This window comes from Collimonas sp. (assembly GCF_039923675.1).
Classification (GTDB): domain Bacteria; phylum Pseudomonadota; class Gammaproteobacteria; order Burkholderiales; family Burkholderiaceae_D; genus Collimonas.
This window is the reverse complement of sequence record NZ_JBDTCG010000056.1, coordinates 201368-223749: the sequence shown is the minus strand read 5'-3', so window position 1 is coordinate 223749 and position 22382 is coordinate 201368. Positions and strand designations below refer to the sequence as shown.

The following is a 22382-nucleotide window of genomic DNA, read 5'->3' as shown; positions in this document are numbered from 1 at the left end:
CCATGTATTCGATCAAACAGTTTTTTAGCAGAGGTCTGCTGTCTGCAGCAGCACTGGCATGCTGCACCCTGCCCGCCCATGCGGCCGAAAAGGTGGTGCTCGGCGTCGCCATTCCTACCGCTACCCACAGCTTTACGGCCGGCATCGTCTGGTGGGCCAATCAAGCCAAGAAAGATCTGGAGAAAGCCCATCCGGATCTGAAGATCATCGTCAAGACATCTGCTGCTGCGTCGGAACAAGCCAATCAATTGCAGGACATGCTGACGGTTAACAAGATCAATGCACTGGTGATCTTCCCGCTGGAATCGGCATCCCTGACCCAACCGGTGGCGCAGGTAAAGAACAAGGGTGTGTATGTCACCGTGGTCGACCGCGGCCTGACCAACACCGCGGCGCAAGATGCCTATGTCGCCGGCGACAATACGGCATTCGGCAAGCTGCCTGCACAATACCTGGCAAAACAGTTGAATGGCAAAGGTAACATCGTGGTGTTGCGCGGTATGCCGACCACCCTGGATAACGAACGCTTCGAAGCCTTCAGCGCAGTCATGAAAGAACATCCGGAAATCAAGGTTCTCGACGCCAAATACGGCAACTGGAATCGGGACGACGCCTTCAAGGTGATGCAAGACTATCTGACCCGTTTCCGCCAGATCGATGCAGTGTGGGCGGCGGATGACGATATGGCGGTCGGCGTGCAAAAAGCCATCGACCAGGCCAAGCGCAACGACATCAAGGAAATTTTCGGTGGCGCCGGCGCCAAGGGTGCGGTCAAGAAAATCATGGATGGCGACGACAAGCTGATCAAGGCCGACGTTTCCTATTCGCCGAAATTCATCTATGACGCCATCAAGATGACAGCTGAAGCGCGGCTCAAGGGTGAGAAACTGCCGGCCAACACGATCATTCCATCGGTCCTGATCACCAATCAGAACGCCAAGCAGTTCTACTTCCCTGACTCGCCGTTTTAATTTGCCGTTTTAATGCAACGCGCCGTGCGGCTTGACCCACGGCGCACGGCTAAAGAAAGCCTTGCAAGAAAGGAATTGCAGCGTGAAAACGATACTCGGTCCGGCCCTGTTTCTGGCCCAGTACATGGGCGATAAAGCACCGTTCGACACTTTGGAACATTTGGCCGAATGGGCCGCCCCCCTCGGCTACAAGGCTTTGCAGCTGCCTACCGACGTCCGTCTGTTTGATTTGAAAACAGCAGCGCAAAGCCAGTCGTACTGCGACGACATTGCCGGCATGCTGGCGCAACATGGCCTGCAAATCAGCGAATTGTCTACGCATCTCCAGGGCCAGTTGCTGGCGGTGCACCCTGCCTACGATAGTTTGTTCGACGGCTTCGCGCCGACAGAGATGCGCGGTAATCCGGCGGCACGCAGCGCCTGGGCCAACGATCAACTGCATTGCGCGGCAATCGCCTCGCGCCGTTTGGGCCTGCGGGCGCACGTGACTTTTTCCGGCGCGCTGGCATGGCCCTATCTTTACCCCTGGCCGCAACGTCCGGCAGGCTTGATCGAAACCGCATTCGCCGAACTGGCGCGGCGCTGGCGCCCGGTGCTCGATGCTTTCGATGAGGCTGGCGTTGATCTTTGCTACGAACTGCATCCTGGCGAAGATCTGCACGATGGCGTCGCTTTCGATCGTTTCCTGGAAGCGGTCGATCATCATCCGCGCGCAAATATCCTGTATGACCCCAGCCACTTCCTGCTGCAGCAGCTGGATTACCTGGCGTTCATCGATATCTATCACCAGCGCATCAAGGCTTTCCATGTCAAGGACGCGGAATTTCGTCCGAATGGCCGACAAGGCGTATATGGCGGCTATGCCAGCTGGCAGGATCGCGCCGGACGTTTCCGTTCGCTGGGCGACGGCCAGATCGATTTCAAGGCGATTTTTTCAAAGATGGCGCAGTACGATTTTCCCGGCTGGGCGGTACTGGAATGGGAGTGCGCGCTGAAGCATCCGGAAGACGGCGCCGCCGAGGGCGCTGCATTCATCCGCAGTCATATCATCCGCGTCAGTGAACGCGCTTTTGACGATTTTGCCGGCGGCCAGGTGCAACAAGCGCAGATCGCGCAACTATTGGGATTGGACTAAGCATGGGAATCAATCACGGCAAACAAGACACCAGGCTGCCGCGGCGCCTGCGGCTAGGCATGGTCGGCGGCGGCGATGGGGCTTTCATCGGCGCCGTGCACCGTATGGCGGCACGCCTTGACGATCACTACGAACTAGTCGCCGGCGCCTTGTCCGGCAATCCTTTGCGCGCTGTATCCAGCGCTGCCGCGCTGCGCCTCGAACCAGGCCGCAGCTATACCGATTACCAGGAAATGGCGAAACAGGAAGCTGCCCGTACGGATGCCATCGACGTTGTCGCCATTGTGACGCCGAATTATTTGCATGCGCCGGTCGCTGCGGCATTTCTGGAAGCCGGGATTCACGTTATCTGCGACAAGCCGCTGGCGATTTCCCTGGCGGAAGCACAAGCGCTGGCCGCGCTGGCGCAACGGAAAAACCTGGTGTTCGCACTGACCCATACCTACACCGGATACCCGATGGTGCGCCACGCTAAAGAGCTGGTGGAGTCCGGCGCGCTAGGGGAATTACGGCTGCTGCAGGTGGAATATTCGCAGGACTGGCTAGCCGATGAAATTCCTGCCGCTGCTGCGGCTGCCGCAAGCGGTGCGCAAGATCCAGGTGCTCTGGTCTGGCGCTCCGACCCTGCGCGCAACGGCCCGGCAGGCACTTTGGGCGATGTCGGCAGCCATGCTTATCAACTGGCGCAATATATCAGCGGCGCCACCCCAACGCAGTTGCTGGCCGAACTGCACACCTTTGTGCCGGGACGCCGTCTTGACGACCATGTGCAAGTGATGCTGCGCTATGCCAACGGTGCGCGCGGAACGCTCTGGGCCAGCCAGGTCGCCACCGGCTGCGAGAATGCGCTGAGGCTGCGTATTTACGGCAGCAAAGCCAGCCTGGCGTTTGACCAGGAACAACCGAACCAGCTGTGGTTCACGCCGCAAGGCGGCCTGGCCCAATGCCTGACGCGCGGACGTGTCGCCGGCCAGGCGGCTGCACACGCCACGCGCGTACCGGCAGGGCATCCGGAAGGCTATCTGGAAGCTTTTGCCCAACTCTACGTTGACGCCGCATTACAGATCGCAGCGTTGAACGACGGCCGTCCTGCGCCGGACAGCAGCCGTTTCCTGACCACGGTCAGCGATGGCGTGCAAGGTATGGCGTTTATCGATGCCGTACTGCATAGCCACGCGCAGGATTCCAGTTGGGTCAATCTGCAGCAACAAGCGTAAATTGGCGGCCGCCGAAATGAAAAAGCCTCGTTGCGCTTTGCAACGAGGCTTTTTTTCAAGCGCGGCCGATTATCTCGATACACCCTTTTTACTCCATGCTTCCAGCTGATGCGGACGCAGGCTGTCGTACTCTTCGAACGGCTGGTGGATCCAGGGATTGGTCGGCAGGTAATCGACGTAAAAATCCGGCTTCAACGACGAGCAGGCTTTCCACCAGATTACTGCAGACTTGACCTCGGTCACCGGCGCATAGTTTTCCTTCAGGTGGTGCAGCACTTTATCCAGCGTGACACCGGAATCGACCAGGTCGTCCACTACCAGGACACGGCCGGACAAGGCACCGCGGCTCATGGTGATGTGCTTGCCGATATCCAGTTCACTGCGCACCGTCCCGGCATCTTCGCGATACGAGCTGGTCGAGAGGATCGCCAACGGCACATCGAAAATGCGCGAAAACACGTCGCCCGGACGCAAACCGCCGCGCGCCAGGCATAGCACCTGGTCAAACTGCCAGCCGGAGGCATGGACATTGAGAACCAGTTTTTCGATTACGCTGTGATATTCATCCCAGGAGACCCATAGGTGCTGATCATCTGATTTATTCATATTGTTTTTATTTAAATGGGTGGCGCAAAACGATGGTTTCTTCGCGGTCCGGACCGGTCGAGACCATATCGATAGGCACGCCTACCAGTTCTTCGATACGTTTGATGTAGGCACGGGCGGTGGCCGGCAAGGCATCCATGGATTTGGCGCCGACTGTCGACTCGCTCCAGCCTGGCATTTCTTCATAGATAGGCTGGCACAGCGCCGCTTCTTCAGCGCCGACCGGGAAGATATCCACGGTCTTGCCGTTGAGCGTATAGCCGGTGCACAGCTTCAGCGTTTCCAGGCCATCCAGCACGTCCAGCTTGGTCAGGCACATGCCGGAGACGCCATTGATCTGTACCGAACGCTTCAACAGCGCGGCATCGAACCAGCCGCAACGACGGGCACGGCCGGTGACCGTGCCGAACTCGTGGCCGACGCTGGACAAATGCTTGCCGACGCCTTGGTCGGTCGGCAGTTCCGACGGGAACGGACCGGAACCGACGCGGGTGGTGTAAGCCTTGGTGATGCCCAGGATGTAGTGCAGCATGTTGGGGCCGACACCGCTGCCGGCGGCGGCATTGCCTGCCACGCAGTTGCTCGATGTGACGAACGGGTAAGTGCCGTGGTCGACGTCCAGCAGGCTGCCCTGCGCGCCTTCGAACAACAAGCTGGCGCCGTTGTTGTAGGCTGCGTACAGGTCGCTCGATACATCCGCCACCATCGGCCGCAGGCGTTCGACGGTTGCCAGGGCGTCGTCCAGCGTCTTTTGATAATCGACTGCCGGCGCCTTCAGGTAGTTGGTCAGCACGAAATTGTGGTATTCGAGATTGGCTTTCAGCTTTTCGGCAAAACGCTTCTCGTTGAGCAGGTCGGCCACGCGAATCGCGCGACGGGCAACCTTGTCTTCGTAGGCCGGGCCGATGCCCTTGCCGGTGGTGCCGATCTTGGCGTCGCCGCGCGCCGCTTCCCGCGCCGCATCGAGTGCGGTGTGGTAAGGCAGGATGATCGGACAAGCTTCGGAGATCTTCAGGCGCGACGCGACTTCGACGCCGGCAGCTTGCAATTTATCGATCTCGCGCAACAAATCGGGCACCGACAACACGACGCCGTTACCGATGTAGCAAGCGACGCCTGGGCGCATGATGCCGGACGGGATCAGTTGCAACGCCGTCTTGTGACCGCCGATGACCAATGTGTGGCCAGCGTTATGGCCGCCCTGAAAACGCACAACTGCTTGTGCGTGATCGGTCAGCCAGTCAACGATCTTGCCTTTTCCTTCGTCGCCCCATTGGGTGCCAATCACAACGACGTTTTTTGCGGTGCTTTTCTGTAACATCACTTAGTCCAAATTTTTGATAATCCAGTTTCCATTTTCGAGTACAACCACGCGGTCGCAATCGAATTCGTCTTGATCGTTTTCATGACCGGGCAGACTCTGGATCACAACTTCCCCAGCCTTGCGCAATTCAACGATCTTTTCCTTCAAACCTGCTTCAACGCCCCAAGGCGCATGAATCGCGCGCTTGCGGATTGCTACCGGAATCAGTCTTGCCAGCTCTCGCAAATCCATCGAGAAACCGGTCGCCGGCCGCGAACGGCCGAATGCAGCGCCAACGTCATAGCGCCCGCCACGCAATATTGCGTTCGGCAGACCAGGCACGTAGGCGGCGAAAATCAAACCACTTTCGTAATGATACCCGCGTAAATCAGCTAAATCGACAGTTACACAATCTTTCCCGGCAGCTTCGGCCAGGGTTTCCAGTTCGTCAAGCGCTTTGGCGATGGCTGGCGAGGCTGGCAATTGCTGCCGCGCCTGTTGCAGCACACTGGAGTCGCCGTACAAACCTGGCAACGCCAGCAAGGCGACCCGGGTTTCCGGTTTGTAATTCACGCTGATCGTACGCAAACCGGGCAAATCCTTGGCTTCCAGCAATGCTACCAGCGCACTTTCATCCACTTTGGCCGCTTCATCGCCGCCGACAATGGTGCGCAAGATGCCAACATGGCACAAATCCAGGCGCACTTGCGTGATGCCGGCCAGAGCCAGGGTCGCCAGCGCCAGTTCCTGGATTTCCGCATCGGCTTCGAGGCCCAGATGGCCATAGATTTCAGCGCCGATCTGTAGCGGTTCACGGGTTGCATGCAAGCCGATCTGGCGGGTATGCAAGACGCTGCCGACGTAACACAGGCGGGTCACCGATTCGCGATTCAGCAGATGGGCGTCGATACGCGCCACCTGGGTGGTCATGTCGGCACGAATGCCGAGCGTGCGGCCGGATAGCTGGTCGACCAGCTTGAAGGTGCGCAGATCCGTATCCTGGCCGGCGCCGGCCAGCAAGGATTCCAGATATTCCAGCATCGGCGGCATCACCAGCTCATAGCCGTACAAGCGGAAATTATCCAGTATCAGACGGCGCAAATCTTCAATCTTGCGCGCCTCGGACGGCAGGACGTCGGCGATATTTTCAGGGAGAAGCCAATTTGGCATAGGAAAATGAGTCTTTGGAAGGTTACTTTTCAGCGATTTTCGCGAATCCGAAGATCGGTGAATCGATATTATTCATTGATATTACTTAATTTAATCTGCAGCCGTCGAAAATAAGGAATGGCGCCTCAAGCGAGGGCGCCATTCCCGGACTACATCATCCTTACTACGGCTGGCTTATTTCTTGGTCGGCGCTGCCGCCGCACCGCCTGCCGGACTACGGAAATATTTAAAGAATTCCGAATTCGGATCGATCACCATCAAGTCCTGACGTGTCTTGAAGCTGGCGCGATACGCTTCGAGGCTGCGATAGAACTTGTAGAACTCCGGATTCTGACCGAATGCCTGGGCGTAAACCTGCGAAGCCTTGGCATCGCCCTCGCCGCGCATCTTTTCCGCATCGCGATAAGCTTCCGCCAGGATCACGGTACGTTGCTTGTCGGCATCAGCACGGATCTTCTCGGAATCTGCGGAACCGGTGGAACGCAATTCATTAGCGACCCGTAAACGCTCCGATTTCATGCGGTCGTACACCGAGGCGTTGATCTGGTCGACATAGTCAACCCGCTTCAGGCGTACATCGATGATGTCGACCCCGATCTGCTTGGCTTCTTCCGCCACCTTGGTGCGAATCGAATCCATTACCTTGCCGCGCTGGCCGGAGATGACTTCGCGCACGGTGCGCTTGGTGATTTCATCGTTCAACGCTGCCTTGACGATTTGCGACATGCGGTCTTGCGCACGCTTTTCATCGCCGCCGAAACTGACGAAATACAATTTCGGATCGACAATGCGCCATTTGGTGAAGGCGTCGATCAGGATGTTCATCTTTTCCGCCGTAATGAAACGGTCGGTGTCAGGCGGATCGATAGACAGGATCCGCTTGTCCAGGAACAGCACATTCTGGAACGGCGGCGGCAGCTTGAAATGCAAACCTGGCTGGTTGATCACCTGCTTGACTTCGCCGAAAGCGAACAAAATCGCGTACTGGCGCTGGTCGACCACAAAAATGGTCGAAAACAACAGCCACAGGGCGGCAAAGATAACTACCAGCAACGAGATAAGACGATTCATTATCGGCCCTCCCGATCGCGGGAGTCGCGGCTATCGCGCGAACGATCATCCGACTGCGGCCGCTGCTCTACCGTACTGGCGCCGTCTTTCATGACAGTCGACGGCAACGTGGCAGTGCTGCTTGCGCTGCCCGAAGCGGCGCTGGCTGTAGCGCTCGAAACGGATTGCGAAATCAGTTTATCCAATGGCAAATACAATAAATTACTCCCGCTTTTAGCATCAACCATCACTTTTGTCGTATTCGCAAAAATCTGTTGCATCGTATCCAGGTACATCCGGTCCCGCGTCACGGCAGGCGCTTTCTGGTACTCGGTCAACACTTGTTTGAAACGCGAGGCATCACCTTCGGCATTCGCGGTAACACGGGCGCTGTAGGCTTCCGCTTCCTGCAGCAAGCGCGATGCGGCGCCGCGGGCTTTCGGAATCACATCGTTGGCGTAGGCCTGGCCTTCATTCTTTTGCCGCTCGCGGTCCTGGCTGGCCTTGACTGCATCGTCGAATGCCGCTTGCACCTGCTCCGGCGGTTGTACGCCTTGCATCGTCACATTGGTGATTTGCACACCAACCTTATAGCGGTCCAGGATCTGTTGCATCAGTTGCTGAGTGTCGAGCGCCACTTTTTCGCGGCCTTCGTACAACACAAAATCCATCTTGCTCTTGCCGACCACCTCACGAATCGAGGTTTCCGCCACTTGGCGCACGGTTTCTTCCGGATCGCGCACGTTGAAAATCCAGTCGGACGCGCTCTTCAGCGTGTATTGCACAGCGAACTGGATGTCGATGATGTTTTCATCATCGGTCAGCATCAGGGCTTCTTTCGGTTGCTTGTTCTTGGCATTGGCGCGATAGCCGATTTCCACCGTACGCACCTGCGAAACATTGACGATTTCGTGGCTTTGGATCGGATAAGGCCAGCGCCAGTTGAAACCTGGCGTGGTCGAATGGCTGTACTTGCCGAACGTCATCACAACGCCGGTCTGGCCTTCTTGCACGGTAAAGAAACCGCTTGCCAGCCACAGCAAGGCCACCACCACGGCAATCGCACCAACGCCGACACCGGCGCCCTTCATGCCAGGATTGAAACCACCGCCACTGGAATCGCCGCCTCCACCGCCGCTTTTATTGCCGAGCAGGCGCGTCAGACGCTGGTTGAAGTCTTGCCACAGCTTATCCAGGTCCGGAGGGCCGTTATTCGGCTTTTTGCCGTCGTTGTTTTGCTTGTTGTCATTTTGCGAATTACGACCCCATTGCGGGTCGTTCAGCGAAAATTTCAAGCCAAGTTTTTTAAATAGGGTGCCAAGCATTCGATCGTTATCTTTAAGTAAATAAAACAAATAGGTTGGAATGCTCGTTAGAGGCGTTTAATTCGTTGCGCCGATTACTTTAATTGTTTGATAAGAACTTGTAAGAATTTGTTTAAAACTGCTGCACGCCCGCTATATCTGGTTATTCTCAAGATCCGCGGCAGGAATGACCGAATAGGCTGGCGCAGCCGGATTCAGGGTCACAAATTCTGCAATTGCCTGGCGCAATAAATCCAGACCGATGCCCTTTTGCGCGCTAATGAAAACTCGTTGAATTTTATCATACTCATCACGCTCGACCGAAGGCTCCAGTTCCGCTGCGTCAATCTTGTTCCACACCAGAATCTGCGGAATATGATCGGCGCCGATTTCCTTCAGCACCAGATTCACTTGCTCGATCTGCTCCATGCGCGCCGGACTTGCTGCATCGACCACATGCAATAGCAGATCGGCATGGATGGTTTCTTCCAAGGTGGCCCGGAATGCGGCCACCAGCTGATGCGGCAATTCACGAATGAAACCTACCGTATCGGAAATCACCACACTACCCGCCTCGCCCAGATAGACCCGTCTGGTAGTAGTGTCCAGCGTAGCGAACAGTTGATCCGCTGCATACACGCCGGCTTTGGCCAGCGCATTGAACAAGGTTGATTTGCCAGCGTTGGTATACCCTACCAGCGAAATCGAAATTGTTGCGCTACGTCCGCGCGCCCGCCTTTGGGTTGCGTGCTGCTTGTGCAACTTGTCCAGCCGTGCACGCAAGGCCTTGACCCGGTCGCCGAGCAAACGGCGGTCGGTTTCGAGCTGGGTTTCACCCGGACCGCGCAGGCCGATACCGCCCTTTTGCCGTTCCAAGTGAGTCCAGCCCCGTATCAGCCGCGTCGCCAGATGCTGCAATTGTGCAAGTTCAACCTGCACTTTACCTTCATGGCTTTTGGCTCTTTGGGCAAAGATATCGAGGATGAGACTGGTACGATCCAGCACCCTGACTTTGAGTACACGTTCAAGATTGCGCTGCTGGGCCGGCGACAATGCGTGGTTGAAAATGACGATTTCAAGGCCATCGTCAAACACCGCATCGGCGATTTCCTGGGCTTTGCCGGAACCGACAAACAAGGCGGCGTCCGGGCTGCTGCGTTTGCCGGTAATGGTAACAAACGGCAACGCGCCGGCAGACTTGGCCAGCAGGGAAAGCTCTTCCAGACTCGCGGCAAAGTCACCTTTGCCGAAGTCCACTCCGACTAGCGCTGCGCGCATGGGAACGATCTAGTAGCCGTCCCGCTTTGGGACAAAGCGGCCGGCAAATGGTTATTCTGCTTCAGATTCAAGATTCAGATTGACAGCGCGAGCAGGAACTACGGTTGAGATGGCGTGTTTGTATACCATTTGGGTAACGGTATTACGCAGTAAAACGACGTATTGATCGAAGGATTCGATATGGCCCTGGAGCTTGATGCCGTTGACCAGATAGATCGACACCGGAACATGCTCTTTGCGCAAGGCGTTCAAAAACGGGTCTTGTAACAATTGCCCTTTATTACTCATGGCTACTCCACTGTGTTGTTGTGATTAGAAGTCAAATGCAAAACGCATATAGAACCAAAATGATTCTAAGTGAATGACTCGGTGGGTGTTTTACGAATGTATACGATTTTCAGATTTACTGCTTAGAAAAAAATATTTTTAAAAGATTATTTTTCCTGGCGCGCGTAAGGGTTTCTACTAGATCTGAATTCGATACGTAATGGAGTCCCAACCAGCGAAAAAGTTTCCCGGAAATGTTTTTCCAGATAACGTTTATAGTTATCCTCGATGGATTCCAAGGCATTGCCATGGATGACGACGATAGGCGGGTTCATACCGCCCTGGTGGGCATAACGCAGCTTCGGACGGATCGAACCCTTGCGCCGCGGCTGTTGATGCTCTACCGCTTCGATCAGGGCCCGCGTCAGCTTCGGCGTGGTCAGGTTGGACATCGCTGCCGCATACGCGGAATCGATGGATTTCATCAGCGGCGTGATGCCGGTCGATTTCAATGCAGAAATAAAATGGAATTTGGCGAACGACAGGAAGTTCAGCTTGCGGTCCATGTCTATCTTGATTTCATCGCGACGGTCGCTGGTCAGGCCATCCCACTTGTTGACGCCAACCACCAGTGCGCGGCCGGTTTCAAGCACGAAGCCGGCGATGTGGGCATCCTGCTCGGAGATATCCTGCTGCGCATCGAGCAACAGCAACACCACGTTGGCTTCTGAAATCGACTGCAGCGTCTTGACCACCGAAAACTTCTCGATGGCTTCAAACACCTTGCCGCGGCGGCGGATACCGGCGGTGTCGATCAGGGTATATTTCTTGCCGTCGCGCTCAAACGGAATCTCGATCGAATCGCGGGTTGTACCCGGCATGTCGAACGCAATCACGCGCTCCTCACCCAGCAAAGTATTGACCAGAGTCGACTTGCCGACATTCGGACGGCCGACGATGGCGATCTTGATGCCGCGATCCTTGCTTTCCGGTTCTTCCACTTCCGGCGGACGCTGCGCGAACGCCAGATCCAGCGATTCTTCCACCAAGTCGGCGACACCGTCGCCGTGGGCGGCGGAGATCACATAAGGATCGCCCATGCCCAGTTCGTAGAACTCGGCGGTGACCGAGGTGTACTTCATACCCTCTGATTTGTTCACAACCAGCATCACCGAGCGTCCCGATTTGCGCAGGAAATCGGTGATGGTCTTGTCATGCGGCGTCAGGCCCTGGCGGCCATCGACGATGAAAATCACGATGTCGGCTTCGGCCACTGCCTGTTTGGTCTGCTTGGCCATTTCAAACATGATGCCGTCTTTGGCAACCGGCTCGAAACCGCCCGTGTCAATCACCAGGAATGGCCGCTCGCCGACCCGCCCTTCGCCATAATGGCGATCGCGCGTCAAGCCGGGCAAATCGGCGACCAAGGCATCGCGTGAACGCGTCAGGCGATTAAACAAGGTCGATTTGCCGACATTGGGACGTCCTACAAGTGCAATTACTGGCTTCATTAAAATCTTACTCTGTCGCAATAGCGATCAATGTTCCTGCTTTGGTTTGAAAAATCACATTAGAGCCAGCCACTACCGGATTCGGCAGGACCGGGCTGCTATCTGCACGGATCCGTGCTTTCAGTGCGCCATCTTCACGCGACAAGAAGTGAATATACCCTTCAAAATCACCGACAACGACTGTATTGCCCAATACTACCGGAGTAGTCAGGACGCGATTGGCCAACTGCTTGTTTTGCCATATTACCGTACCACTGTCCTCAGTGAACGCGGATATTGCGCCACGTTCGTCAGCCGCATAGATGTTTTTACCATCGCTACCGACGCCGACATCGCTGGAGAACGGCTTGATCCAATGGGCGTTGCCGCTGCCGGCGTCAAAACAGCCGACCCGGCCTTGATAGGCAACAGCGCAAACATCACGGCCGACGATCACCGGCATGCCGGAAGCATCTGCAACCCGCTCCAGTTCGGTCGTGCCGCGCGGATCGCCGATCGCCATTTCCCACCATGGACCGCCGTTAGTCAGGTTCAACGCTGATAAACGACCACCTGGCAACGACAAAAATGTTGCTTGCGGAACAATCAGAATGCCCGGCGCCGTGCGCAAGGTCAGCGGCGGCAAGGTGCGCAGCACGGTCCAGCGGCGCTCGCCGGTTTCGGCATCGAATGCGGCGATACGGTTATCCTGGCTGCGTACGATGACCAGTCCCTGGCCGACTGCCGGCGCCGACAGGATCTCACTCGTAGTCTGTGCCTGCCAACGCTTCTTGCCCTGTGCGTCAAACGCCAGCAATATACCCTTTTCGCCGGCTACCGCGACAGTCGTACCGTCAGCGCCCACGCCGCCGGTCAGATGGTTGCCTGCACTGATCTTCCAGGTGACCGTACCGGTCGCCGCATTGATGCGGGCCACGGTGCCGTCGGCTGCTGCGGCATACACGCTGTCGCCGGCAACAGCCGGGGTGAACGTGAAGATGTCGGATTTACCCAGCGACAGCGTCCAGGCCGGATGCACTTTGAGGCTTTGCGTGAATTCCACCAAAGCTGCTGGCGGGTTGCTTGGCGCCTTGCCCTTGAACAAGGAGCAGCCACCCAATATCAGCAGAGCGCCGGCACAGACAGAAGCTACCTTCACCGCTCGCATAGTCATTGGTATAGTCATAACGCGCATATTCTTCCTTTTTCGGATGTTCTTGGATTATCAGGCTGCAGCCTTGGCTGGAGCTCCGCCAATCGCATCCAGTTTCAATTGAATCAGTTGTTTGCCGGGATTCTTGCTATCCATCTTGTCCAAAGCGAGCTGGTAAGCGGTGCGCGCTTCGTCCAGCTTGTTTTGCGCGACCAGGATATCGCCCTTGCGGTCGGCGGCAGCGCTGGCGAAAGGCGCAGGCAAATCGGCTGCCAGCACTTTCAAGCCATCGTCATAAGCCTTCTGGTCCAGCAAGATACCGGCCAGCCGGATTCTTGCCAGCGCTTTGTAGTCGTCATCGCTACCGTGATCGACCACCCATTGCAACTGGTCTTTTGCGGCGTTCAGGTCATTGCCGTCGAAGGCAACCTTGGCGGCGGACATGGCCGCCATGGAAGCGTATGCAGTACGGCTGAATTTCTGCTGGATATCCGCGGCGGCGCGCTGCACCTTGGCGCTGTCCTTGGCCGTCACAGCCTTTTGCTGCTCGTCGTAAAGCTGCGACGCCTGGATTGCCTGACTGCGCTGGTAGTAATTCCAGCCGGACCAGCCGGCGTAGGCCGCCAGGGCGATAATCAGCGTCCAGGTGGTCAGGTTGCCGTATTTATTCCACCAGTCCTTAAGCGTTGCCAGTTGTTCCTGTTCGTCGAGATCGAATGCCATATGATTTTTAGTTTTTAGTGTTGATGATAGTGACAGGTGCGCTGCTGATTTCAGTGATGATAATGCACATGATCGCCATGATCGTGGCCGTGGTCATCGCCAGAGCCGACGATCTGGTCAACCAGATAATCGCTTACCGCATCGAAAGGTACGACACTTTGATTGCCGGAACCAGCTTTTTCGCCAGCGACCACATGGTCATGCCCATGCCCCGCGTCATTGTCGGCACGCAGGGTCTTGACGGTAGCGGTATGGTTAGCGACTTCATCGTCGCCGATGATGATGGCGTACGCGGCGCCGCTGGCGTCAGCCCGTTTCATCTGCGACTTGAAACTGCCGCCGGCATTCGACGAGGCGCAATGTAGCACAACATCCAGCCCGGCATTGCGCAAACGCTCCGCCAGCACGAACGACTGCAGCTGCGCTGCCTCGCCCTGATGCACCAGATAAATGTCGCATTCGTTGCGTTGAGCCTGTTCGCCGTTGGCGCGCATCAATTCCAGCAAGCGCTCGACGCCCATCGCAAAACCGCAGGCCGGCGTCGGCTTGCCGCCGAACATTTCCACCAGCGGATCGTAGCGGCCGCCGCCACAGACCGTGCCTTGCGAGCCGAGCTGGTCGGTTACCCACTCGAACACGGTACGGTTGTAATAGTCCATGCCGCGCACCAGGCGCGGATTGATGGTGAACGGGATATTGTTGTGGTTCAGGATCTTTTGCACGCCTTCGAAATGCGCGAGCGATTCCGTACCCAGATACGACAGCAGTTGCGGTGCAGCATCGACCATCGCCTGCATGGCAGGATTCTTGGTATCCAGGATACGCAGCGGATTGGTATGCAAGCGACGCTGTGCATCCGCATCCAGCAACTCCTGATGCTGTTCAAAATAAGCGATCAGGTCAGCGCGGTGACGATTGCGCTCTTCAGCGTCGCCAATCGAGTTCAGTTGCAGCTTGACGTCCTGCAAGCCAAGGTCATCCCACAGCCGCTGACACATCATGATCAGTTCGGCGTCGATATCCGGACCGGTAAAGCCGAGCGCTTCAGCGCCCACTTGGTGGAACTGGCGATAACGCCCGCGCTGCGGCCGCTCGTGGCGGAACATCGGACCGTTATACCAGAGCCGTTTCGGGCCGTCGTAAGTCAGATTATGTTCGATTGCCGCGCGCACCACGCCGGCGGTGCTTTCCGGACGCAAGGTCAGGTTGTCACCATTCATCGAATCGGTGAACGAGTACATTTCCTTTTCGACGATATCGGTGACCGCGCCGAGGCCGCGCGCAAACAAGGCGGTCGGCTCGACGATAGGCGTGCGGATTTTCTGGAAGCCATAGCTCTTCAGCACCGACTCAACCGTGTTTTCAAACAATTCCCACAAGGCCGCATCGGCCGGCAGGACATCGTTCATACCTTTTACGCCGACGATTTTTTCGGCTTTCTTATTTTCTGACATTCTTTTTCAAAGCACCAGTGGTGATTAATAGTGTGATTAATTTTATTCGGATCAGGCTGCCTGCGGGCCGTAATGGCTTTTTACGTAATCCAGCACCACCGCCTGAAATTCTTCGGCAATCCGCTCGCCGCGCAGCGTCAATTTTTTCTCGCCGTCGATGAACACCGGCGCCGCCGGTGATTCGCCGGTGCCAGGCAAACTGATGCCGATATTCGCATGCTTCGATTCCCCTGGGCCATTCACGATGCAGCCCATCACCGCCACATTCATGCCTTCGACGCCGGGATACGCTTTTTTCCAGACCGGCATCTGATCGCGCAAATAGGTCTGGATCTTGTCCGCCAGATCCTGGAACACCGTCGATGTGGTACGACCGCAGCCCGGGCAGGCAATCACCATCGGCGCGAATTTGCGCAAGCCCATGGTTTGCAGAATTTCCTGGCCGACGATCACTTCCCGCGTGCGGTCGCCGCCCGGTTCCGGCGTCAGCGAAATGCGGATGGTGTCGCCAATGCCTTCCTGCAGCAACACCGACAAGGCCGCAGTCGAAGCGACGATACCCTTGCTGCCCATGCCGGCTTCGGTCAATCCCAGGTGCAGCGGATAATCGCAACGTCGCGCCAGTTCGCGATACACCGCGATCAAGTCCTGCACGCCGGAAACCTTGCACGACAAGATAATCCGATCGGCCGCCAACCCCAGTTCTTCCGCTCTTTGCGCGTTTTCAATCGCCGAAGTCACCAGCGCTTCATACATGACTGCCTGCGCCGGCCATGGCTGGCTGCGCGTGGCATTTTCGTCCATGATGCGCGCCAGCAGCGCCTGGTCCAGGCTGCCCCAGTTGACGCCGATGCGCACCGGCTTGTCATACTTGCAGGCGACTTCGATCATTTGCGCATACTGGGTATCACGCTTGGCGCCCTTACCCACATTGCCCGGGTTGATCCGGTATTTCGAGAGGGCCTGGGCACACTCTGGATAATCGTTCAGCAAGGTATGGCCGTTGTAGTGAAAATCTCCCACCAGCGGCACGTCGATGCCCATTTTATCGAGCTGCTCGCGGATCGCCGGCACCGCTGCGGCAGCCTCCGGATTGTTCACTGTAATGCGCACCAGCTCGGAACCGGCGCGCGCCAGGTCCTTGATCTGGATCGCAGTGCCGATGGCGTCGGCGGTATCGGTATTGGTCATCGACTGCACCACCACCGGCGCGCCGCCGCCGACCATGATCTTGCGCTCGCCGTAACTGATCACCGCGCTGCGGCTAAGGCGTCGCGCGCTGGGGCCTGAGCCGATCGGTAGATTCATGGACATCTCTCTTTCAAGCTTATTTCAGGTTCAATCTGGCGACATTGGTCTTGGAGCCGGTCTTCAGATCCAGCGGCGCGCCGCGCAATGTCGCGTCAACGCCTGCCAGATTACCGATAATGATGCTGACCGGCTGCGACATGTCGACCGTTTCCGTGCTGCCGGCTTTCACCAGGCGCGAAATCAGCACGGTGTTGTCGGCGCGCTTGACATCGACCCATGAATCCTGGCGAAAGTTCAGATTCAATTCACCGCCGCTGGCCGCAGCCGGGGCTGTTGCTGCCGAGGTTGTCCCGGCATTGACACCGACTTCGGCAACTGCAGCGCCATTTTTTGCGGGAGTCGCGAGAGTCGCAGTTGGCGCAGCCGTCAACGCGGCATTCGCCTCCTTGTCAGCCGCCTGGATATCGCTACTGGCAGACGAGGCGACTGCTTCTTCGCTAGCCGCCGAAGTAGCCGACGCCGCCGCTTTTTCGGTCAGCGCGTGCAAGGCGTTCTGCACACCCGGCACCACATCAAACCGTATCGCCACTGCCAGCAGCAACAGCAGCACAGCCAGCACCACCAACCATTTATAGGCAAACTTACTGCGCCCCATCAAGCTGAAACGGGATTCCGAAAAAGGCGTCGACAACTGTCCCGGTGCGGCGGCTCTGATCGGTTGCGCGGACACCGCAGGCGAAATGGCGGCCAGCGATGCTGTCACGTCCAGGCCGAGCAATTTTGCATAGGAACGGATAAACCCGCGCGTCATGACCATGGTTGGCAAGGCTGCATAATTATCCGCTTCCATTGCTTCTATCTGACGCGGCGCCAGCTTCAAGTGGCTGGCCACTTCCGCCACCGACCAGCCAAACTGTTCGCGCTTGCCGGCCAGTTGAGCGCCGAGCGTGCTCGGACCCGTGCTTGCGGGAGCTTGCCCTGCCAGATTATCCGGATTGTGGATTTCGCCGACGCTCTCCGACTTCAACTGTTCCGGCTCACTCATTAAACGCCCCGCGCTGATAAGCTGCGAACTCCGGGGAACCGGCAAAACGACGGCGTAATTGCGTCACCAAACTTGTTTCAGCAGCTGTGTCACCCAACTTTCGCTCCACTTTGATTGCTGTCCATAATGCTTCCGCATTTTGCACATCTATTTTTAATACGAGTCCGATATAAAACCGGGCACGTTCATAATCGTTGCGGTCATACGCCAATTGCGCCAGCTTGGCATTGGTCAGCGGGTTGCTGGCATCAAACTGGAAAGCCTGCAGCAGATAACGCTCTGCCGCCTCGGTATCGTTTAACTTGAGACTGCACACGCCGGCGTTGGTCAATGCTTTTGCCGGCGACTGGTAACTGCGGCTTTTCAGCGCAGTCTGGAAATGGACTATCGATTCCTTGGCGCGGCCGTTCTGACACAGGAACCAGCCATAGTTATTGGCGAAATCAGGATTATTCGGATCCAGGCGCAAGGCCCGTTGAAAATTTTCATCGGCCAGCCGGTTCTCGCCCATCTCCATGTAGATCAGGCCGCGTACGCTATAGGCATCGCCCATATCAGGGTCCGAGGCCAGCGCGCGCTTGATCTCGTCCAGCGCCACATCCAGCTGATGCTGCTCGTAATAGCCGACCGCCAGCTGCAAACGGATGCCGGCGCGGCGTTGCGCCTCGGTCTGGTCGGAGCTGGTCGCCAGTTCGCGGCTCGAACCGGCTTCCTGGTCACTGCTGACAGGCGGATTGGCGCAACCGCTCAAACCGGCCAATAACGACAAGGCCGTCGCGGCAAATGCGATACGGCCACTCCAGTTACCCAATTTGCTGCTCATTTGATCTGTCACTCAGACACCTCGATGATGCGGCCAAAATTCTTTCCGAATTTCTGCTGATATTCGGTCATTTTCTGCATACGTTCCTGCACCCGCGTACGGTCTTGTACTTCACCTGCCAGTTGGCCGCAAGCGGCATCGATATCATCGCCGCGCGTCTTGCGCACGGTGGTGACGATGCCCGCGTCGATCAAAATCTGGGCGAAGGCCTTGATGCGCGGATTGTTAGAGCGTTTCAGACCCGATTCCGGGAACGGATTGAACGGGATCAGATTGAATTTGCACGGCACCACCGGGCCGCCTGTGTGGCCTTGCACCAGCGCGATCAGTTCGCGCGCGTGGGCGTCGGTATCGTTGACGTCGTCCAGCATGCAGTATTCAAAGGTGATGAAATCGCGCGGCGCGAATTCCAGATAGCGCTTGCAGGCAGCCATCAGATCGCGCAGCGGATATTTTTTATTCAGTGGCACCAGGCCATCGCGTAAGGTGTCGTTGGAGGCGTGCAAAGAGACCGCCATCGCCACGGCGCAGTCTTGCGACAGCTTGTCGATCATCGGCACCACGCCGCTGGTGGACAAGGTCACGCGGCGGCGCGACAGGCCGTAGGCGTTATCGTCCAGCATCAGCTTCAGCGCCGTCACTGTCGGTTCATAGTTCAGCAAAGGTTCGCCCATGCCCATCATCACCACGTTGGTGATCTGGCGTTCGCCTTTATGGCCGGGTTCGACGCCTTTGGACTTGCGCAACTCGAATTCAGCCATCCACAGCTGGCCGATGATTTCACCGACAGTCAGGTTGCGGCTGAAGCCTTGTTTGCCGGTGGAGCAAAAGCGGCAATTCACCGCGCAGCCGGCCTGCGTCGAAATGCACAGGGTGCCGCGGTTTTCTTCGGGGATAAAAACCGTCTCTACCGCATTGCCTTGGCCGACATCGAGCAGCCACTTGCGGGTGCCGTCGGTCGAGGTGTGATCGCTGATCACAGCGGGAGCGGCGATCATCGCCCGGGTTGCCAGTTTGTCGCGTAATGACTTCGCCAAATCGGTCATTGCGTCGAAATCGTGCGCGCCGAATTGATGTATCCAGCGCAGCAGTTGTTTGGCGCGAAACGGCTTCTCACCCAACTCGCCGCAATAGGCGGTCAGTTGTGCGGGATCCAGATCCAGCAGGTTGGTGAGAGCAGTCATGGCATTTCCAATTTTCTATATTACGCAGGGCAGTTACGGCTTGATGCACAAGCCGCGCCCACCCCGCAACAACAATTTAAGCAGCCAGGGCCGGGAAGAAATAAGCGATTTCAACTTTGCCGGCTTCAACTGCATCCGAACCGTGCACTGCGTTCGCATCGATCGAGTCAGCGAAGTCAGCACGGATGGTGCCTTTTTCTGCCTTCTTAGGATCGGTTGCGCCCATCAGGTCGCGGTGCTTCAACACGGCGTTTTCGCCTTCCAGGGCTTGGATCATGACTGGACCGGAGATCATGAAGTCAACCAGGTCCTTGAAGAAAGGACGTGCGCTGTGAACAGCGTAGAAGCCCTCAGCTTCTGCGCGCGACAGTTGGGTCATGCGGGCAGCAACGATCTTCAAGCCAGCGTTTTCAAAACGGGTGTAGATTTGGCCGATTACGTTTTTTGCTACTGCGTCTGGTTTGATAATCGACAGGGTGCGTTCAATTGCCATCTGAAAAACTCCAATAAAAAGAAAGGGTTAAAGTGTTTTATGAAAGGATTAAATGAGTGACTGGCTAATAGTTCAATCAACCTTTGATTTTAACACGAAACACCCGTATAGAATCGTCACAACTAGCCAAAACGCAAGGTGCTTATCCTATAAAATCGGTAAGAAGCGCCGGGAAAGCGCTTCAAAACCCGTCGAGAACCACTTTGCCGGTTTGCTGTCTGATGTAAAGATGTCGTTAGCAAGTGCTATGATCGCAACAGTTTAATACTTTTGCAATTTCCAAAGGAGTCCTTAATGAACCCAAACCTGCAACCAACCTATTCACCAGGCAGCACTGCGCTCAGCGCGCAACATCGCGTGCTGCGCAACACTTACTGGCTGCTGGCGCTGTCCATGCTGCCGACGATTGCCGGCGCCTGGCTTGGGGTCCAGATGGATTTCACGTTCTTCCGGAACAGCCCGCTGATCGGCTTCATGGCATTCATGGCCGTAGCGTTTGGTTTCTTTTATGCAATTGAAAAGACCAAGAACACCGGCTGGGGCGTACTGCTGCTGCTCGGCTTCACTTTCTTCATGGGCTTGATGCTGTCGCGCCTGATTGGCCATACGCTGGTTGGCTACTCCAATGGCGCAACGCTGATCATGATGGCTTTCGGCGGCACCGCCAGCGTCTTTGTCGTTATGGCAAGTATCGCTACTGTCAGCAAACGTGATTTCTCGAATATGGGAAAATGGCTGTTTGCGGGCGTGGTTGTATTGCTGCTGGCGTCGCTGGCCAATGTTTTCCTGCAAATCCCAGCGCTTTATCTGGCAGTATCGGTCATTGCGATTGCGATTTTCTCGGCTTACATCCTGTATGACGTGCAGCGCATCATCAACGGCGGCGAGACAAATTACATCTCAGCAACCTTGAGCCTGTACCTTGATGTCTACAACATCTTTGTCAATCTGCTTTCCTTGCTGGGTATTTTCGGCGGCAACCGGAATTAAGCAAACCACGATGGATAAAAGAAAACCGGCTCTTTAGCCGGTTTTCTTTATTTATAACCAGGAAACTCAAGCCAGTTCGAACACCGCGATCGATTCCACGTGCGCGGTATGCGGAAACATGTTTACCACCCCTGCCTGGCGCAAACGATAGCCGCCCGCGATCAGCAAACCGGCATCGCGCGCCAGCGTTGAAGGATTGCAGGACACGTAGACAATCCGCCGTGGCATGAAGCTCTTGTCGATGGCGGCCAGGCCGACGATTGCCTCGCACACAGCCGCAGCGCCATCACGCGGTGGATCGATCAGCATGCGGTCGAACTTGCCCAGGGCGATGAAATCTTCAGCCGTCGCCTCAAACAGGTTGCGGCAATAAAAGGTTGTCTTGCCGGCCAGTTGGTTCACGGCGGCGTTCTCGCCGGCGCGGTTGATCAACGCCTGGCTGCCTTCGATGCCCACAACTTCACGCGCCTGCGTCGCCAACGGCAAAGTAAAATTTCCCAACCCGCAAAACAGATCGGCCACGCGATCTTGCGGCTGCACATCCAGCAAACGCAGGGCGCGCGCCACCAGGACGCGATTGATCTGATGATTCACTTGCGTGAAATCGGTCGGCTTGAACGGCATCCGCACGCCGAATTCCGGCAAGGTGTAATACAGCTCACCCTGCGCCGGATAAAACGGATACGCGGTATCAGGGCCGCCTGCTTGCAACCACCAATGCACCTGGTACTGATCGGCGAAGGCTTTCAACTTGGCTTCGTCGTCACCTGCCAACGGCGCCATGATGCGCAGCACCAGTGCGGTAATTTTGCCTTGCGGCCCTTCGCCGACCGCCAGCTCGATCTGTGGAATATCCTCAATCAAGGTCAGGGAAGCAATCAGCCGCCGCAGCGGCAGCAGCATCGCCGAAACATTCGCCGGCAATATGTCGCACTGCTTCATGTCCGTGATGTAGGAGGATTTCCGCTCATGAAAACCGACCAGCACGCCGCCCTTTTTCGGCACGTTACGCACCGAAATACGGGCGCGATAACGGTAACCCCAGGTCGGCCCGTAAATCGGCCGCAGCATCGATTCCGCCTTGACCTTGCCGATATGCCACAGGTTATCTTCCAACACGCGCTGCTTGATCGCGACCTGGGCCGAGGCCTCCAGATGCTGCATGGCGCAACCGCCGCAAACGCCGAACACGGCACATTGCGGCTTGACCCGCATCACCGATTCCTTGTGCAAGGCGGTCATGGTCGCCGCTTCCCATTTGGCTTTCTTGCGATACGACTGGAAGCTGACGCGCTCGCCCGGCAAGGCGCCTTCGACGAAGATCACCTTGCCTTGCGTACCATCTTCATTTTTCAAATGGCCGATCCCGCGCGCGTCCATGTCGAGGGATTTGATATCGATAATGTCTTGTTGCATAGGAGGCAGTAACAGGTCGCCCTATATAGAAATCGGGGACAACCCTGGAAATAGAAAGA

Annotated in this window: 21 protein-coding genes; 4 read left to right on the top strand and 17 right to left on the bottom strand. The window is 56.7% G+C overall.

Annotated elements, in window-relative coordinates; translation table 11 throughout:
- Positions 1–2: 2 nt before the first annotated feature.
- From ABI171_RS12400 to ABI171_RS12390, 3 genes are all read left to right on the top strand, one after another.
- Positions 3–971 (top strand): substrate-binding domain-containing protein, encoded by a 969-nt coding sequence (locus ABI171_RS12400; RefSeq protein WP_348092858.1) that lies wholly within the window; start codon positions 3–5, stop codon positions 969–971.
- A gap of 82 nt (positions 972–1053) precedes the next feature.
- A complete protein-coding gene (locus tag ABI171_RS12395; protein ID WP_348092857.1) occupies positions 1054–2106 on the top strand; it encodes a sugar phosphate isomerase/epimerase in 1053 nt (350 codons plus the stop codon).
- Positions 2107–2108: 2 nt separating this feature from the next.
- Positions 2109–3323: a Gfo/Idh/MocA family oxidoreductase gene (locus ABI171_RS12390; protein WP_348092856.1), complete on the top strand. Its 1215-nt coding sequence runs from the start codon at positions 2109–2111 to the stop codon at positions 3321–3323.
- 69 nt (positions 3324–3392) lie between these two features.
- On the opposite strand, the gene ABI171_RS12385 is transcribed toward ABI171_RS12390, so the two are convergent.
- The 16 genes from ABI171_RS12385 to ndk form a co-directional block, all read right to left on the bottom strand.
- Positions 3393–3929 carry a phosphoribosyltransferase family protein gene (locus ABI171_RS12385; protein WP_348092855.1) on the bottom strand — a complete coding sequence of 179 codons (537 nt, stop codon included), beginning with the start codon at positions 3927–3929 and terminating at the stop codon, positions 3393–3395.
- A gap of 7 nt (positions 3930–3936) precedes the next feature.
- Positions 3937–5250 (bottom strand): adenylosuccinate synthase, encoded by a 1314-nt coding sequence (locus ABI171_RS12380; RefSeq protein ID WP_348092854.1) that lies wholly within the window; start codon positions 5248–5250, stop codon positions 3937–3939.
- A 3-nt stretch (positions 5251–5253) separates the two neighbouring features.
- Positions 5254–6402 carry an ATP phosphoribosyltransferase regulatory subunit gene (locus ABI171_RS12375; RefSeq protein ID WP_348092853.1) on the bottom strand — a complete coding sequence of 383 codons (1149 nt, stop codon included), beginning with the start codon at positions 6400–6402 and terminating at the stop codon, positions 5254–5256.
- 174 nt (positions 6403–6576) lie between these two features.
- Positions 6577–7473 carry a protease modulator HflC gene (gene hflC / locus ABI171_RS12370; protein WP_348092852.1) on the bottom strand — a complete coding sequence of 299 codons (897 nt, stop codon included), beginning with the start codon at positions 7471–7473 and terminating at the stop codon, positions 6577–6579.
- Complete coding sequence (gene hflK, locus ABI171_RS12365; protein ID WP_348092851.1) at positions 7473–8777, bottom strand: FtsH protease activity modulator HflK; 1305 nt, start codon at positions 8775–8777, stop codon at positions 7473–7475. The genes hflC and hflK overlap by 1 nt, the downstream gene beginning before the upstream one ends.
- Before the next feature lie 132 nt (positions 8778–8909).
- Positions 8910–10034, bottom strand: coding sequence for a GTPase HflX (gene hflX / locus ABI171_RS12360; RefSeq protein WP_348092850.1), 1125 nt, complete (start codon positions 10032–10034; stop codon positions 8910–8912).
- A gap of 51 nt (positions 10035–10085) precedes the next feature.
- Complete coding sequence (hfq, locus tag ABI171_RS12355; protein WP_019141241.1) at positions 10086–10322, bottom strand: RNA chaperone Hfq; 237 nt, start codon at positions 10320–10322, stop codon at positions 10086–10088.
- 146 nt (positions 10323–10468) lie between these two features.
- On the bottom strand, positions 10469–11812 hold the full coding sequence (gene der / locus ABI171_RS12350) for a ribosome biogenesis GTPase Der (RefSeq protein ID WP_348092849.1): 1344 nt from the start codon (positions 11810–11812) through the stop codon (positions 10469–10471).
- Between the two features lie 7 nt (positions 11813–11819).
- The gene (gene bamB, locus ABI171_RS12345) at positions 11820–12977 is read right to left on the bottom strand and encodes an outer membrane protein assembly factor BamB (protein ID WP_348099298.1); all 1158 of its coding nucleotides are present in this window, start codon (positions 12975–12977) and stop codon (positions 11820–11822) included.
- A 39-nt stretch (positions 12978–13016) separates the two neighbouring features.
- Positions 13017–13667 carry a tetratricopeptide repeat protein gene (locus tag ABI171_RS12340; RefSeq protein WP_348092847.1) on the bottom strand — a complete coding sequence of 217 codons (651 nt, stop codon included), beginning with the start codon at positions 13665–13667 and terminating at the stop codon, positions 13017–13019.
- Between the two features lie 50 nt (positions 13668–13717).
- Positions 13718–15121 carry a histidine--tRNA ligase gene (gene hisS / locus ABI171_RS12335; RefSeq protein ID WP_348092846.1) on the bottom strand — a complete coding sequence of 468 codons (1404 nt, stop codon included), beginning with the start codon at positions 15119–15121 and terminating at the stop codon, positions 13718–13720.
- Positions 15122–15172: 51 nt separating this feature from the next.
- Positions 15173–16435, bottom strand: coding sequence for a flavodoxin-dependent (E)-4-hydroxy-3-methylbut-2-enyl-diphosphate synthase (gene ispG / locus ABI171_RS12330; protein ID WP_348092845.1), 1263 nt, complete (start codon positions 16433–16435; stop codon positions 15173–15175).
- A 13-nt stretch (positions 16436–16448) separates the two neighbouring features.
- Entirely contained in the window at positions 16449–17417 is a 969-nt protein-coding gene (locus tag ABI171_RS12325) for a RodZ domain-containing protein (protein WP_348092844.1), read from the bottom strand.
- On the bottom strand, positions 17410–18240 hold the full coding sequence (pilW, locus tag ABI171_RS12320) for a type IV pilus biogenesis/stability protein PilW (RefSeq protein WP_348092843.1): 831 nt from the start codon (positions 18238–18240) through the stop codon (positions 17410–17412). The genes ABI171_RS12325 and pilW overlap by 8 nt, the downstream gene beginning before the upstream one ends.
- 8 nt (positions 18241–18248) lie before the next feature.
- Positions 18249–19424, bottom strand: a complete 1176-nt coding sequence (gene rlmN, locus ABI171_RS12315) for a 23S rRNA (adenine(2503)-C(2))-methyltransferase RlmN (protein WP_348092842.1) — start codon at positions 19422–19424, stop codon at positions 18249–18251.
- 76 nt (positions 19425–19500) lie between these two features.
- Positions 19501–19917 (bottom strand): nucleoside-diphosphate kinase, encoded by a 417-nt coding sequence (gene ndk / locus ABI171_RS12310; protein WP_348092841.1) that lies wholly within the window; start codon positions 19915–19917, stop codon positions 19501–19503.
- A 294-nt stretch (positions 19918–20211) separates the two neighbouring features.
- Between ndk and ABI171_RS12305 the strand changes: the two genes are divergently transcribed.
- Positions 20212–20907 carry a Bax inhibitor-1/YccA family protein gene (locus ABI171_RS12305; RefSeq protein ID WP_348092840.1) on the top strand — a complete coding sequence of 232 codons (696 nt, stop codon included), beginning with the start codon at positions 20212–20214 and terminating at the stop codon, positions 20905–20907.
- A gap of 66 nt (positions 20908–20973) precedes the next feature.
- Here ABI171_RS12305 and rlmD read toward each other — a convergent pair whose 3' ends face one another.
- On the bottom strand, positions 20974–22323 hold the full coding sequence (gene rlmD, locus ABI171_RS12300) for a 23S rRNA (uracil(1939)-C(5))-methyltransferase RlmD (RefSeq protein WP_348092839.1): 1350 nt from the start codon (positions 22321–22323) through the stop codon (positions 20974–20976).
- Positions 22324–22382 lie beyond the last annotated feature (59 nt).